General features: G+C 60.9%; 13 protein-coding genes. 8 read left to right on the top strand and 5 right to left on the bottom strand.

From position 1 onward, the window contains the following. Positions 1 to 63: 63 nt before the first annotated feature. Complete coding sequence (locus ACFVTM_RS03965) at positions 64 to 630, bottom strand: hypothetical protein (protein WP_390202053.1); 567 nt, start codon at positions 628 to 630, stop codon at positions 64 to 66. A 413-nt stretch (positions 631 to 1,043) separates the two neighbouring features. Further along, positions 1,044 to 1,931 (bottom strand): helix-turn-helix transcriptional regulator, encoded by an 888-nt coding sequence (locus ACFVTM_RS03970; RefSeq protein ID WP_390202115.1) that lies wholly within the window; start codon positions 1,929 to 1,931, stop codon positions 1,044 to 1,046. A gap of 326 nt (positions 1,932 to 2,257) precedes the next feature. On the opposite strand from ACFVTM_RS03970, the gene ACFVTM_RS03975 reads away from it, so the two are divergent. The 4 genes from ACFVTM_RS03975 (at position 2,258) to ACFVTM_RS03990 (ending at position 5,741) form a co-directional block, all read left to right on the top strand. After that, positions 2,258 to 3,646 (top strand): MFS transporter, encoded by a 1,389-nt coding sequence (locus ACFVTM_RS03975; RefSeq protein ID WP_390202116.1) that lies wholly within the window; start codon positions 2,258 to 2,260, stop codon positions 3,644 to 3,646. A 254-nt stretch (positions 3,647 to 3,900) separates the two neighbouring features. Further along, positions 3,901 to 4,785 (top strand): hypothetical protein, encoded by an 885-nt coding sequence (locus ACFVTM_RS03980; RefSeq protein ID WP_390202054.1) that lies wholly within the window; start codon positions 3,901 to 3,903, stop codon positions 4,783 to 4,785. Between the two features lie 12 nt (positions 4,786 to 4,797). Further along, positions 4,798 to 5,316: a hypothetical protein gene (locus ACFVTM_RS03985; protein WP_390202055.1), complete on the top strand. Its 519-nt coding sequence runs from the start codon at positions 4,798 to 4,800 to the stop codon at positions 5,314 to 5,316. Positions 5,317 to 5,408: 92 nt separating this feature from the next. Then, a complete protein-coding gene (locus ACFVTM_RS03990) occupies positions 5,409 to 5,741 on the top strand; it encodes a DUF4913 domain-containing protein (protein ID WP_390202056.1) in 333 nt (110 codons plus the stop codon). A gap of 479 nt (positions 5,742 to 6,220) precedes the next feature. Here ACFVTM_RS03990 and ACFVTM_RS03995 read toward each other — a convergent pair whose 3' ends face one another. Genes ACFVTM_RS03995 through ACFVTM_RS04005 form a run of 3 tightly spaced genes read right to left on the bottom strand, consistent with a single transcriptional unit; the run spans position 6,221 to position 8,435 of the window. Continuing rightward, positions 6,221 to 7,252, bottom strand: coding sequence for a LacI family DNA-binding transcriptional regulator (locus ACFVTM_RS03995; protein WP_390202057.1), 1,032 nt, complete (start codon positions 7,250 to 7,252; stop codon positions 6,221 to 6,223). Continuing rightward, a complete protein-coding gene (locus ACFVTM_RS04000) occupies positions 7,249 to 7,380 on the bottom strand; it encodes a hypothetical protein (RefSeq protein WP_390202058.1) in 132 nt (43 codons plus the stop codon). Before ACFVTM_RS04000 ends, ACFVTM_RS03995 begins: the two co-directional genes overlap by 4 nt. After that, on the bottom strand, positions 7,377 to 8,435 hold the full coding sequence (locus ACFVTM_RS04005; protein WP_390202059.1) for a LacI family DNA-binding transcriptional regulator: 1,059 nt from the start codon (positions 8,433 to 8,435) through the stop codon (positions 7,377 to 7,379). Before ACFVTM_RS04005 ends, ACFVTM_RS04000 begins: the two co-directional genes overlap by 4 nt. A 196-nt stretch (positions 8,436 to 8,631) precedes the next feature. Here ACFVTM_RS04005 and ACFVTM_RS04010 point away from each other — a divergent pair, with 196 nt between their 5' ends. From ACFVTM_RS04010 to ACFVTM_RS04025, 4 genes are all read left to right on the top strand, one after another. Beyond that, positions 8,632 to 9,924 (top strand): ABC transporter substrate-binding protein, encoded by a 1,293-nt coding sequence (locus tag ACFVTM_RS04010; protein ID WP_390202060.1) that lies wholly within the window; start codon positions 8,632 to 8,634, stop codon positions 9,922 to 9,924. A 14-nt stretch (positions 9,925 to 9,938) separates the two neighbouring features. Then, complete coding sequence (locus ACFVTM_RS04015) at positions 9,939 to 10,907, top strand: carbohydrate ABC transporter permease (protein ID WP_390202061.1); 969 nt, start codon at positions 9,939 to 9,941, stop codon at positions 10,905 to 10,907. A gap of 104 nt (positions 10,908 to 11,011) precedes the next feature. Beyond that, positions 11,012 to 11,794, top strand: a complete 783-nt coding sequence (locus tag ACFVTM_RS04020) for a carbohydrate ABC transporter permease (protein ID WP_390202117.1) — start codon at positions 11,012 to 11,014, stop codon at positions 11,792 to 11,794. Between the two features lie 303 nt (positions 11,795 to 12,097). Next, positions 12,098 to 14,071: a right-handed parallel beta-helix repeat-containing protein gene (locus ACFVTM_RS04025; RefSeq protein ID WP_390202062.1), complete on the top strand. Its 1,974-nt coding sequence runs from the start codon at positions 12,098 to 12,100 to the stop codon at positions 14,069 to 14,071. The last annotated feature ends 17 nt before the right edge of the window (positions 14,072 to 14,088 follow it).

Raw genomic sequence — 14,088 nt, forward strand, 5'->3', positions numbered from 1 at the left:
AGCTGACCGGGTCTTCGTTCCGTTCGGAGCCCCGCATCAGCCCGCCCCGCTGGCAGCAGCGAGTCAGTATTGCGGGCTCGATCGGTTCGAAAACAGGGTGATCGCCTCGGCCAGCATTGAATACGCCAGCTGGGTCAGCACTGCAATGTCTGTCATTCCTGCTGTGAGCCGAACTTCCGACACGCCTTCGGCAACCTCCTGGACGAACTGCCGGTGAAGGACATCCAAGGTGGACCACTCCCGTCCGTGGGCCATGCCACTGCACATCCGCCAGCCCAGCTCGCCGATGTTCTCACCGTCACACCAGGTTTCCTTGTCGACAGTCTTCGCTATCGACCCGAACGAGGGGACGCCGCCCCGCACCCTGGAACGGTCAAGGCCGCATTCATTGATGAGTTTCTCGATCCAATCGTCCCTCGGGGTTGCAGGCGGTTCGTCGACGCAGGCGGCCATCGTAGTCTGGTCCCTGTCATCTGCACGGACCGCCAGGATGTGGCGGGTAATCCGCTCACCACGTTGATCCGGCTTCAGGAGCCAGAGCGCATTGATGGCGCCCTCAAGGCCGCCACGGATCAGTGTGAACGGCGCGTAGGTATGCAGCGAATTTGCGATCAGCAGTGCAGCGCGCAAGGCATGAAGGTGATCAATCCCGATGAGCAGATTGCGTGTGACCGCGTGCGACAGAGGGAACGGATCTGTCCTTTGTCGTCCCCGTTCAGAGAGGAACGCTGCTGCACACTTGGAAGCTTGATCGCCCCGTCGACGTACCACGAGTCGACCGAATCAAATATCTCTGACAGTTCGGCACCTGCATGACGAGCATCCTCAGGCCGTTCGCCTGGCCGGCCACTCCACGCGTCGTTCTCAACCTCGGTCATTGTGTTCCTCCGTTCCGCCTGCCCTTTCTGAACACGCTACGTCAACTGCAGGTGACTGAACGGTGTCCCACGGCCGCACGCCGCAGCTGACACAGTGGAGAAGATCCTGAACAGGCTGAGGACCTTGCGCGATGATCTAGGATGCGGCGCGGCGCCGTGGCGTTCTCAGGAGGCGAGCCCGGCCGCCAGCGCGTTGACTGACCCCTGGGCGCCGATGGAGTTTTGCAGCAGCTGGAGGGCCTCGGCAGCCGAGCTGCCCGGGTCCGCGGTATACATCAAGATCCGGTGGCCGGAGTCGTCAGGCGGAGTGAGGACCTCGAAGTTCAACTCCAGATCACCGACCTCGGGATGATGCATGTACTTCAGGCCGGACATGCAGTTCTCCACCGGGTGCTTGGCCCACAGGTTCGCGAACTCCTCGCTTTTCAAGGTCAACTCGCCAATCAGGGCCGCCAGCTCCTGATCCTCAGAAGTGCGGCCGGCCACCAGCCGCAAGGACGCCACGGCACGGGTAGCCTCCTCCTGCCAGCGGGTATAGAGCTCACGAGTGTGCCGGTCAAGGAACAACAACCGGGTCATGTTCGGACGCGTCGAGGGCACCTCAGGGGCGGCAAGATCCAGATGCCCTGCCACCAGCCGGTGCCCGATCGGATTCCACGCCAGAACTTCGCTCCTGCGACCCAGAACGACCGTCGGAGTACCCGACATGGACTGGATAAGACGCATTGTCCCAGGCCGCACTTTGTCAGGCTTGGCCAAAGTACGCCGTTTGGTCTTGCCCGGACTGGCCAAGTTGAAAAGGTGTGCCCGCTCGTCCGTGTTCAGATTCAAAGCACGGGCGATGGCATCGATGACGGCCTCGGAGGCGTTGTTGCTCAGACCCTGCTCAAGACGGGTGTAGTAGGTGTTACTGACGCCGGCCAGCATCGCAAGTTCCTCCCGGCGGAGGCCGGGCACGCGCCGGATGCCGTAGTTCAGAAGCCCAACGTCCTCAGGCTGCAGAGCCGCCCTCCGGACCCGAAGGAACTCCCCAAGCTCACTCAGATTACTCATGGCCACCATTGTGCCGGTGTTCCGTCCCTGTGTCGTGTCACTGCGAGTGTCACCCAGCGATTGAAGACGCATTGGGACATTGACATGACAGGTCCGTCAGGAACGGGTAGAGGATCGCGCAGCGGGCCGCGGCCTGTCACTGTCAGTGGTACCCATCGGGGGGTGTGGTTGATACTTCCGGCTTCCGTGAGGCTGGGGTGGTGACAGTGCCGCTAACGCGGCCACACCTGCAGACAAGGATCACCAACATGACCACGCAACCGGATACAGCCACCGAGCCCGACACCTCGTCGTCGCTCCAGACCGAGGCCGCTGAGACGGGAAAAATGACCGGCCGTCAGCGGCTGGCACTCATCGTCCTGCTCGCCGCGAGCTTCACCCTCGCCGTCGACTTCTCCATCCTCAACGTCGCGCTTCCCACCATTGGCGCCGACGTGGGCTTCACCCTCGAAAACCTCCAGTGGATCGCCACAGCCTTCTCCCTCTGCGCCGCAGGGCTCACGCTGTTGTTCGGAAGGGTCGCTGACCTGGCCGGACGTCGCAAGATGTTTCTGATCGGCATGGCCCTGCTCGGCGCCGCATCCGTGGCCGGCGGCCTGGCCGGCGACCCCACACTGCTGCTGATCGCCCGCGTAGGCCAAGGCGTCGCCACAGCCATCGTCGTGCCCGCCGCCTTGTCACTACTGCTCAGCTCCTTCCCGGAGGGCCCACTCCGGGCCAAGGCACTCGGACTCAACGGCTCGCTCATGGCGGCCGGTTTCACCACCGGCGCCATCCTGGGCGGACTGCTGACCGACCTGCTGACCTGGCGCTGGGCGTTCTTCATCAACGTCCCCGTCGCCGTCGCAGTCTTGCTCATCGCCCCCGCTGTCCTGGCCGAAAGCAAACCCACCACGAAACAGCGGCTGGACGTACCCGGGGCCATCACAGTCACCCTCGGTCTCCTGGCCCTCGTCTTTGGCCTGACCTACGCCGCTGAACACTCCTGGACCGACCCGCTTACCCTTGGGTCCCTCGCGGTCGCGGTTCTGCTGCTCATCGCCTTCACCGCGGTCGAGCACCGCGCCAAATTCCCACTGGTGCCCCTGGGCATCCTCAAGCGCTCCACAGTGGCATGGGGCAACATAGCGGGCGTGCTGGCGTTCGTCACGGAGACCTCACTGGTGTTCCTCCTGACCCTTTACCTGCAGCGGGTCCTCGGCTACTCACCTCTCGGCGCGGGACTGTCCTTTGCCGTACTCGGCCTTGGGACCGTACTTGGCGGTATCCTCGGGCCTAAGGTGATCGGGAAGATCGGGAACAAGAAAGCCATCGTGTACGGCTTCATCGTTCAGGCCGCCGCCACCGGCGCCCTTGTCCTACTCAGCAGCAGCCCAGCGTCCATCGCTCTACTCCTGGTCGCCACGTTCGTCGGCGGCGTTGCGAACCTGGTCGTCATTGTTGGTTTCATGGTCACTGCTACGTCGGGGCTTCCCGAAGGCGAGCAGGGCCTCGCCACGGGGCTCGCCACCATGAGCCAGCAGATCGGCATCACCATGGGCATTCCGATCATGAGTGCCATTATCACCGCGCACCTCGTCGGCCTCGGCGCACAGGATGCGTCCGCCGTCCTCAGCGGCGTGACGGTAGCTATCTGGGTGAACGCGGGTCTGTGCCTGCTCACCGCCCTGGCCGTGGCTCTGTTCCTGAGGAAGGCAGCGCCCGTCCCGGACTAGTGAGCGGGTAGGGGAGGAGAGGCGTACACCATGGATTTGGGTGCGTCTCTCTTCCGCCCGGGCCGCTCCGGTAGTCGAAGGCGGTCCGCGTGTACTTACCAAAGCGACCGCTGTGGTGCGGTAGCGCCCAATTGCGCCAGGGCATCGGGGGAGGCTATCCTCCACGAGATCATTTGTAGGGCCGCGCATAACTGTCTGTTCCAAATGATTGAATAAGGGCATCCGCACATCGCACCGCTTGCCAAGGGGAACCATTGCCGCACCACACCGTCGGATTGCTCGAAATCAGAATCGTGCACTCCCAAACCTCCACCGACGTCCATCCTGTGAATTTCGGCGACAAGCAGCATGATCTCCGCGAACTCTGGCTTGCTTACCTCCAGGAGGTCGAGCGGGAGGGCGGCGTGCAGACGCGCGAACGGTATTTCACTGTTGAGGCCGTGGGAGATGTCCACGGGGACACTCTGTGTGAGCTTGACTACGGACGCTTTGGATCGAATAGGCGGGTCCGCGATGTTCACACTGGGTCCCTCACGGGCAACGTCGCCCACGACGAGGTTGCCAGCGAAGCGTTGCGATTGCTTTGCCATGTACCAACCCGAGGAACCGTCAGCTATGTCGCCCACGAGCAGGTTGGAATCAACAGCGTCGTCGGCGTCCTGTCCCACCACTTTAAGAATTGGTTTCATTGGCAGTGCCGCGGTTTCGATGTCGAGATTGCCTACGTCGAGGACGCTGACGCGTGGAAAGAGTTCTTGGATGGTGCGACGCTTCGTGAACTGACCTTTGTGGCTAGGAAGCCGGCAGACGGAAACAGGGCAGGCCGCCCAACCAAGGAAATATACGAAGTACGTCCTGACGGCCGCGGTGCCGTTCTTCCCAAGTCCTGGCTAGACAGGATCCGCGGGGGTCGGCTGCAGGCGAACGAGGTCTTAAGCGTCCAAGTTAACGAAGCCGACATCTCAGAAACGCGAGTGGTGGTCGAGAAGGATAAACGCCGCCGGACCATCAGCATCGGGTCTGACTGGCCTCGATTCACTTGGGAGATTGAACCGGGCGGCACGACTCGACCAAGCGATCCTACTTTCACAGCAGTGGCTGCTGACATCATCCATGGCCATCTGGCGCGCCATCACTAGAAGACGGTCCCGATGAGTCGCAAGATCAATGTGCTGGAAATCGCTCGGGCGCAGCTCTCGACGTTCCAGGGCTATGCGCGACGGACCCTACTCGGAGATCTGGCGACGTTTCTAGGGCTGCCCGTTGCCGTGGGTATCGCAGCGGCCTTCTTTGCTCCGCCCGTCCATTCAGTCGGGGGCCTTCTAACTGGCGCATCCGTCTTCTCAGGCCTCTTGGTTGCCCTGCTCGTGAACATCTTTAACTTCAGCGTCAAAGTTCGTCGAGATGAGAAAGTTCGACCGGAAGAAAAATTGGCTAGAACGGTGGATGAGTTGCTCACCAATGCGGCGTGGACCGTCCTCGTGGGGCTCACTTTGGTTGTGTTGCTTGCGGTAGCATCGGCGACCCAGGAACCATCGAAGCCGCTCGACCAAGTGTGGGTAGGGACGCTGGCCGGTTTTTCCGCATACCTCGTCTTGAACATACTGATGGTTCTCAGCCGCATCTGGACCGCCCATGAGGACATCAAGGACTTGCCGCCGAAAAAGTAGCCATCCTCACGCCCTTCGATCGTGAGCCCGTGGCCGATTCGGCCCACAATCCATGGACGGCTGGTGACAATGCATGAGTGAGGAGTTCGGGGATGCGTTCTGCGACGAAGAGGGTTCCAGCTACCAGCAGCGGCCACGGCCATGACGAGCCCGAACCGGAGCCGGTCGACTCCAGCGGGGTGGAGTTTTCGCCGAACTCCTGGCCCAGTCCTACGTCCGGGAAGTCAACGAGGGAGCAGCCTACGCATGGTGCCCCGCGGAATGGTACAAACAAACACCCAGAAGCCCTGATGCAGATGGGGAGCATCTGGCAGGCCTGGGAACCCCTACGGCTCGAACCCGCCCTCGGCATCAGCACCTGGTGGCTCAACCACGCTGATCCCCACATGCTCGCACTCACGGACACAAAACACACCAACACCTGAGAAGGTAGTCCTGCCGCACGTCGTTCCGGAGGCAAGCATTTCGACCACTAGCTGCATTGCCAGGGGACGCTAGTGAGGGCTTCTTCCTTGGTCAACGCCGCGGCCTTACGCTCGGCGGCCACGCACCCCTTGGCGGTCGAGCCGCTGACATGATCGTCGGATAATGTATGAGAGAACGCTTCGCGCTCGGCAGTTGTCCCAGACCGGACTTCCTTGCTGGGAGCCACTGCATAAACCATAGGGCCGCCCGCCCTGGCGCGTTGCGGGAATTCCCGCCCATCCCTCGTGGTTGCCGCGATGGCCGTAGCTGAGTCGGGTGGGCCTTTGAAATAGGGTCGAATGCATGCCCTGCCGATGGACGGCTTCTGGGCCAATGCCGGTCAGGGGTTCTCCGGCCGATCAGGCAGCGATCTGCGTTCCCGGTGGGACCAAGCGCCCTGCGCCGCCATTTCGCGGCATCAATGCCTCTATAGACCAGCTCAGGTCTGACCCGCAATTACGGGGCCGGTCGATTCGCGAATAACAAGGCTGGTCGTAAGCTCGAATCGGTCTGTGCCGAGTTGCTCGCCGCGGACCTGACGGAGAAGCGCGCGCAGCGCCGTCCGACCCATATCGCGGAGAGGCTGAGCCACAGAAGTAAGCGCCGGGACGGAGTTCTCTGCCATAACGGTGCCGTCGAAGCCGACAAGGCTGAGGTCTTCAGGAACGCGGATTCTTCTCCGGTGCGCTTCCCTCAGGACACCGACAGCGATATCGTCGTTGGCCGCGAAGATCGCCGTCGGCCGATTTGGCGAGGCGAGCAACTCGGCGAGGCCCGCAACCCCGTGCTCAACGTGGAACTTGCCATGGATGACCAGGCCAGGCGTTATGTCTATGCCGCTCAACATTAGGGCCGAACAGTAGCCGTGCATTCGAGCTTGATTGCATTCAGCCGATGCAGGACCGCCAAGATAGGCAATCCGACGATGGCCAAGGTTGAGAAGGTGCTCCGTCGCGGACCGGCCTCCGGCCCAATTGGTGGCTCCGATACTGACCACTCCAGACCGTGAGTTGAACGGGTCAACGACGACAACCGGAATGCTCTGCGCTCGAAGTGGTGTCAGATCAGAGTCATCAGACGCGGTCGTGACAATTATCAAGCCGTCGCGCCGCTTGTTGGGCATCGGCTGTGACTTGCGGTCAGAGTCTCGCTTAGGGCCGGATCCGCTTGCGATGCTCAACCGCACGTCGACACCCTCTTCGGATGCGGTCTCGAGAATGCCGCCCAGCACTGTCGGCAAACAGGCGCTAAACCCGTCGAGGGCGACTTCGACCACGATAGGCCCTGCCGTGAGACGGCGTTGGGCAGGTGACCTGTAGCCGGCTTTCCTGAGTGCCTCCAGGATGTCTGTCCTTGTCGCCGCCGCAACATCGTCGCGCCCGTTCAAGACTTTCGACACGGTAGAGGTGGAAACGCCAACAGATTGAGCAATGTAGGCGAGCGTAGGCCTCTCGCCTTTGCTGAGGATCATCGAAACAAAATTCCGTAGCGATACCCATCTTTGATCGCTTTGAGGTGCCGCAGGGCCTCCACGTTCACCGCGGACTTGTAAGGCACCCAATGGCGCTGCTCAAGTCGAACATCGATGGTGGTATTCATGACCCTCCAAGGGACGGAGGTGGGGCGGTAGAATCGCGGATTACGAGGTGGGTGGCCAACTCAACACGTTTGGACGGCAAGACCTCACCGCGCGCGAGCTTCTGCACAGTTTCGACCGCCGTCTGTCCTATCTCCTCGACCGGCTGATGGATTGTCGTCAACCGCGGTGAGGACGTGTGAGCAAGAAGTGTGTTGTCGAACCCGACAATGCTCAGCTGCCCGGGAACACTGATCCCGAGGGTGCGTGCCGCCTCCAGCACACCCATCGCAGTGACATCGCTGGCCGCAAAGATTGCCGTGGGCGGGACGGGTCGGCCGAGAACCTCGGTTCCAGCGGCAAGCCCCTGTTCGAAGGTAAAGGGCCCATGGACGACTTCCGTGAGGTCGATGGGCAATCCTGCCTGCTGCATCGCCGCCTGATACCCGTGAGTGCGGGCGACATCGCAGTCAGCACCAGATGGGCCACCGATGTATGCGATATCCACGTGGCCCAGCTCGATGAGGTGCCGGGTTGCTTCCATGCCACCGGCCCAGTTGGTGGCACCGACGCTAACCAGGCTCATCCGCGGCACTTCGAGGGGGTCGACCAGTACGAACGGAAGGCCCACGGTCTGCAAAGCACGCACCCGCTCGACGGAAAACTCCGAAGTCACCTCGATAACGCCGATCCTGCCGCCTCGAGCAAGACGCTGGGCCCACTTCAACGAGGTCTCCTTCTCAATCGCGCTCAAGGATCGCGTCACAATCGCTAGTTCGGCATTTTCGGCGGCCTGCACGGCGCCGCACAGGAGCGCGAGCGTATACGGATTGCGGAGCGAGTCGACGACAACTTCGATCAGAGGTTCTCGACTGCCGCGCTGTGGTCGTTCGCGTTCGCCGACACCGATGTAGCCCAAACGTTCAGCCACCTCCTCGATGGCGCGCCGGGTATCAGCCCCCACACCGCTTCGACCGTTGAGCACCTTCGAAGCGGTGGAGACGGAAACGCCGCCCTCTTCGGCGACCCGAGACAGAGTGACGCGGCTGCGGCCGATGGATTGGCTTGTTGTGGTCATTGTCGACTTCCGTTTCGTCGTGTGACATTTCTATCCGCGATGCGCTTCACGGTCAATGACATACTATACGAAAATTTTTCGTAGCAAAAATCCTTGACCTACTTGCTGATTGTGGGCGAATGTTGCCATTACGCATTCGCGAACGATACGAAACTTTCGTACGAAAATGCACAAAACCACCTAGAAAGGATGAGCGATGAAGCTCACACGAAAGACAGGCCGGCTGGCGGCCGTCATTGGTACTGTCGCAGCGGCAGCTCTGGTCCTGAGCGGTTGTGGATCCACTGGACCCTCAGCATCCGGTGGCGCCAGCGCCTGGGCGCTGACCGGACAGCAGAAAACCATCCAAAGCGCCTTTGACAGCTGGAACCAGTCAAACGCCGATCAGAGCATCAACGTTCAGTTCTTCCAGAATGACGCGTTCAAGCAGAAGATCCGGACGGCGATTGGCTCAGGCAATTCCCCGACCCTGATCTGGTCCTGGGGTGGCGCCGGCAACTTCAAGACCTACGTTGACTCGAAGAAAGTCATACCGCTCGACGAATCTCTGACTAAGAACTTCTTCCCGTCTATTGTCAATAACGGCAAGATCGACGGCACTCTCTACGCGATCCCGAACAATACCGTCCAGCCCGTTGTCCTCTACTTCAACAAGGACCTGTTCAAGAAGGCGGGTATCGACACGCCGCCGGCAACCTGGGATGAGCTCCTGCACGATGTGAGCACACTGAAGGCGAACGGCATCGCCCCGTTCGCGATGGGCGGGGCGAGCAAATGGCCTCAGCTGATGTGGCTCGAATATCTCCTTGACCGCATTGGCGGCCCGAAAGTGTTCGAGGCGATCCAGCAGAACAAGAAGGACGCCTGGTCCGATCCAGCAATCGCCCAGTCGATCGACAAGATCCAGGAACTAATCAAGGCGGGTGGATTCATCGATGGATACCACTCAGTGTCAACCGACAGCAACGCCGACACCGCCCTGCTGACCACCGGCAAGGCAGCGATGATCGTTCAGGGTGCATGGGCCTACGCCAACATGAAGAACTCCGATCCCGAGTTCGTGAAGTCCTCGCTCGGCTGGTCTCCCTTCCCAACCGTCGGAGGCGGCGCCGGCGACCCCAAGAATGTTGTGGGCAACGCTTCAAACTACTGGTCCATCTCATCCGATGCATCCCAGACGGAGCAGACCGCCGCAAAGCAGTTCCTCGCAAAGGGCAACATGACGGATGCGTACGTGGACAACCTGATTGCGGGCGGTGGCGTACCTCCGGTGCTTGGCATCGAGAGCAAGATCAAGGCCAGCCCCAATGGCGACTTCCTCATGGACGTCTACACCATGTCGAAGGATGCTCCCAGCTTCACGCTCTCCTGGGATCAGGCCATTTCGCCAGCAGCCGCGGACGCGATGCTCACCAATCTCGACAAGGTTTTCCTGGGTCAGATGAATGCGCAACAGTTCGCTGACGCGATGAACAAGACCATCCAGTAGTGACAGATCCCGTCATGACTACTGGCTTCAACGCACCGACCGGATTCAACACACCGGTGCCGGCCAATATGGCCGGCACCGGGCGTCCCCGCCGTCCGCGCAGAGAGCGGACGCTCTCAACCGGACCGAGCTTCTGGTACGCGGCACCCGCGCTCACGATGTTCGTCGGTTTCGCAATCATCCCGTTGCTCGTCGTACTGGGACTGAGCTTCACGAACTGGGACGGGATCGGCCCGATCACCCCCGCCGGGATCGATAACTGGATTTCGGCTTTCGCCGACCCGCAGACCTACCAGTCGCTCGGACTGACTCTGCAGATGATGATCCTGAGCTGGGTGATCCAGACTCCCCTGTCCATCCTGATTGGCGTCTTCACCGCAGGTCGGCAGAAGTATAGGGCTCTGTATGCGGTCCTCTTCTTCGTGCCCCTCCTGATCTCTTCCGCAGCAATCGCCCTGTCGTGGCGGGCGCTGCTCGATCCAAACTTCGGACTCGGGGCCTCCAGCGGACTGCCATGGCTCTCAAAGGACTGGCTCGGCAACCCAGAGACCGCACTATTCGTTGTGATCATCATCATCACGTGGCAGTATGTGCCCTTCCACGCGCTGCTGTACCAGGGCGGCGTGCAACAGATTCCGGCATCCATGTACGAGGCGGCTCGGCTGGACGGAGCCGGCCGTGTGCAGCAGTTCTTCCACATCACTCTGCCGCAGCTGCGCAATACCATCATCACGTCCTCCACGCTCATGTTGGTCGGATCACTGGCGTACTTTGACATCGTGTACGTGCTGACAATGGGTGGCCCAGGAACGGCGACACGGGTCCTCCCGCTCCACATGTACCTGACGGGCTTCGCCGGCCAGAACATGGGCGTTGCCAGCGTGCTAGCCGTCATCCTCGTCGTTCTGGGGTTGGCACTGTCGCTCGGGCTGACAAAGCTGTCCGGGTTCTCGAAAATGACCAGTGATTTGGAGGGTGCCTGATGGTCACCGAAGCCGTAGCCGTCGATCAGCAGCCTCTTCGAGGGGGACGACGGCCCAAGAAAGCCGGCCGAACGCTCAATGTGCCTGGCGCTCTGGGCGCCACGATGTGGCTTATCTTTGCCATGGTTCCGATCTACTATGTCGTGATCACTAGCTTGAAAAGTCAGGCAGGCTTCTTCAAGGAGAATGCCCTTCTACCGCCGTCCGATCCGACGCTGGACAACTATGCACTGGTGCTGAGCAACAACTTCCTCGGTTACCTGGCGAACAGCGTCATCGTTACGGTTGGAACCGTGGTCATCGCCGTTGCGTTCGCGCTTGGTGCGGCATATGCCATCGTGCGCGGCTCCCGGACGAGCCGGTGGCTGCGCGGGAGCTTCTCGCTCTTCCTGCTGGGCCTAGCCATCCCACTTCAGGCCGTCATTATTCCTGTCTACCTGATGATCATCCGTGCGGGACTCTACGACAGCCTTGTGGCCTTGATCCTTCCGTCCGTTGCCTTCGCCTTGCCGCTGACGATCATCATTCTCGTGAACTTCCTCCGCGACATCCCCGGTGAACTGTATGAGGCGATGAAGGTGGACGGAGCCAGCGACTGGCGGACGCTCACCACCCTCGTTCTCCCTCTCGCACGGCCTGCGCTGAGTACCGTTGCGATCTACAACGGGCTTCACGTGTGGAACGGGTTCATTTTCCCGCTCGTGTTGACTCAGAGCCCCGACAAGCGTGTCCTGCCGCTCGCGCTCTGGACATTTCAGGGCGAATTCACCACGAATGTTCCAGCGGTTCTGGCTGCTGTGGTGCTGTCAACCCTTCCGATCGTGGTTCTGTATGTCTTCGGTCGCCGACAGCTCCTTGCAGGACTCACCGCAGGCGTGGGCAAATAGTGCCGCCGTCATCCCCGAACCTGGCCAACAGGCGCCAGCCGCCCTGGCTCCGGGGGGGGGGGGGGGGGGCGGCTGACGATGGCAGTCGCGAAAACGCCCAAAAGCCTGTGGCCACGGCGGTACTGGCGTTTCAGGGCCCGGTAGGCCCGAGAACCACCCGTGCCTTTTCGTGTACTCGCCGTCGCACGTTGCCAATGGCTTGGCGCTTGTCGTCTGCCTCCGCTCTGGACGGCCCCGCACACAAATAGACGGTCAACGTCTACATCATCCAATTCACACCGATATTGAAGGATCCTTCGAGATATGACCTCCGTGCTCCACGTCGCAACCACTGGCAGCGACCTTTCCGATGGCACCGCGGATCACCCGTTCCGCACGATCAACCACGCAGCGACGTGCGCACGGCCCGGCGATACGGTCGTCGTCCATGAAGGCACCTACCGCGAATGGGTGCGCCCCATTCGCGGTGGGATCAGCGACCAACGCCGCATCACCTTCGAGGCCGCCTCCGGCGAGCACGTTCTTATCAAAGGTTCAGAGCAGATCAGCGAGTGGGTGAAAGTCGCCGGAACTGTATGGAAGACGGCCGTGTCCAACGCAATGTTCGGAGGCTTCAACCCTTACAGCGAGGAGATCGACGGTGACTGGATCGTCTACGCCGCTGCTGATGCCGGCAAGAAGCACCTCGGTGACGTCTATCTGAACGGGTTGAGCTTCTATGAAGCTGAAAGCCTTGACGATGTCTTCAATCCGCGGCGGCGAACCAACATGGTCGACAACTGGACCGGTTCAACCGACTATGTACGCAACCCGGACCAGACGCTTTACACCTGGTACGCCGAGGTCGGTGAGAGCGAGACAGTCATCTGGGCCAACTTCCAGGGGGCTGATCCGACCACTGAGCTCGTCGAGATAAATGTACGCCGTTCGGTTTTCTTCCCGACCGATCACCACATGAATTACATCACTGTCCGCGGCTTCGAACTCGCGCAGGCCGCCAGCCCGTGGACTCCGCCCACCGCTGATCAGCCCGGACTGATCGGCCCGAACTGGGCGAAGGGGTGGATCATCGAGGACAACGTCATCCACGATGCAAAATGCTCCGCGATCTCGCTCGGCAAGGAAGGGTCCACCGGCCACAATTTCGCTACCGTCCGCGGCGACAAGCCCGGCTATCAGTATCAGTTGGAATCCGTTTTCTCGGCGCGGCAGATTGGCTGGGACCGTGACCATATCGGTTCCCATATCGTGCGTCGGAACACGATCTTCGATTGCGGCCAGAACGGAATCGTCGGGCATCTGGGCTGCGTATTTTCGACTATCGAGGACAACCACATCTACAACATCGCCGTAAAGCGTGAATTCTACGGATATGAGATCGCCGGCATTAAACTGCACGCCGCGATCGATGTGGCAATCCGTCACAACCGGATCCACGACTGCTCGCTTGGCATCTGGCTGGACTGGCAAACCCAGGGAACTCGCGTGGCCCGCAATCTGCTCTACGGCAACAGCCGTGACCTCTTTGTCGAAGTCAGCCACGGCCCTTACCTCGTCGAGCACAACATCCTTGGCTCACGCGCGTCCCTCGAGGTCTTCAGCCAGGGCGGCGCATTCGTCAACAACCTGGTGTGCGGAACCGTATCAGTCGAACCCGTGGTGGAGCGCCCAACTCCGTACCATGCGCCACATAGCACCGAGGTGGCGGGTTACGCGGCAATACACGCTGGGGATGACCGCTACATCGGCAATATCTTCCTCGCCGGTGACGCTGATATAGCCTACGGACCAACCAAGCGCCCCGGACAGGTCGCCGGATACGGCACCTCCGCCTATGACGGACACCCGGCGAATTTGGCCGATTACCTTGCACTCGTCGCAGACCCTAGTCGGGGGGACCACGAAAGATTCATGCACGTGAAGCAGCCCGTCTACATCCGCCAAAATGTCTATGCCCCTGGGGCGGATGCATACGCGAGCGAACGTGACGCAGCCGTCCTGAGCGAGCCGCCGCTCGTCCGCATCATCGACGAGGGCGCATCTGTCTATCTGGAGACGCAACTTCCAAGTGCATTCAACGAATACACGGTTGGCGTCACACACAGCCGTGACCTTCCACCGGTCAGATTCGTTGATGCTGAATTCGAAGAAGCCGACGGCAGCCCCGTAATCCTGGACGTCGATCTCATCGGCGCCTACAAAAAGGCTAACCGGAACTATCCTGCGGGACCGCTTTCTGATCTCTCATCCGACTACGCCCGTACCCAAATTTGGTGACTCCCTCCGACGCAGAC

This window comes from Arthrobacter sp. NPDC058130, from assembly GCF_042884475.1.
In the GTDB taxonomy this organism is placed as follows: Bacteria; Actinomycetota; Actinomycetes; order Actinomycetales; family Micrococcaceae; genus Arthrobacter.

Bases quoted from the DNA above. Each gene is read 5' to 3' on its own strand.
- ACFVTM_RS04020 (WP_390202117.1), top strand. From the start codon at position 11,012: ATGTGGCTTATCTTTGCCATGGTTCCGATCTACTATGTCGTGATCACT.
- ACFVTM_RS03995 (WP_390202057.1), bottom strand. From the start codon at position 7,252: ATGATCCTCAGCAAAGGCGAGAGGCCTACGCTCGCCTACATTGCTCAA.
- ACFVTM_RS04025 (WP_390202062.1), top strand. From the start codon at position 12,098: ATGACCTCCGTGCTCCACGTCGCAACCACTGGCAGCGACCTTTCCGAT.
- ACFVTM_RS03975 (WP_390202116.1), top strand. From the start codon at position 2,258: ATGACCGGCCGTCAGCGGCTGGCACTCATCGTCCTGCTCGCCGCGAGC.
- ACFVTM_RS04010 (WP_390202060.1), top strand. From the start codon at position 8,632: ATGAAGCTCACACGAAAGACAGGCCGGCTGGCGGCCGTCATTGGTACT.
- ACFVTM_RS04000 (WP_390202058.1), bottom strand. From the start codon at position 7,380: ATGAATACCACCATCGATGTTCGACTTGAGCAGCGCCATTGGGTGCCT.
- ACFVTM_RS04015 (WP_390202061.1), top strand. From the start codon at position 9,939: ATGACTACTGGCTTCAACGCACCGACCGGATTCAACACACCGGTGCCG.
- ACFVTM_RS03985 (WP_390202055.1), top strand. From the start codon at position 4,798: ATGAGTCGCAAGATCAATGTGCTGGAAATCGCTCGGGCGCAGCTCTCG.
- ACFVTM_RS04005 (WP_390202059.1), bottom strand. From the start codon at position 8,435: ATGACCACAACAAGCCAATCCATCGGCCGCAGCCGCGTCACTCTGTCT.
- ACFVTM_RS03970 (WP_390202115.1), bottom strand. From the start codon at position 1,931: ATGAGTAATCTGAGTGAGCTTGGGGAGTTCCTTCGGGTCCGGAGGGCG.
- ACFVTM_RS03990 (WP_390202056.1), top strand. From the start codon at position 5,409: ATGCGTTCTGCGACGAAGAGGGTTCCAGCTACCAGCAGCGGCCACGGC.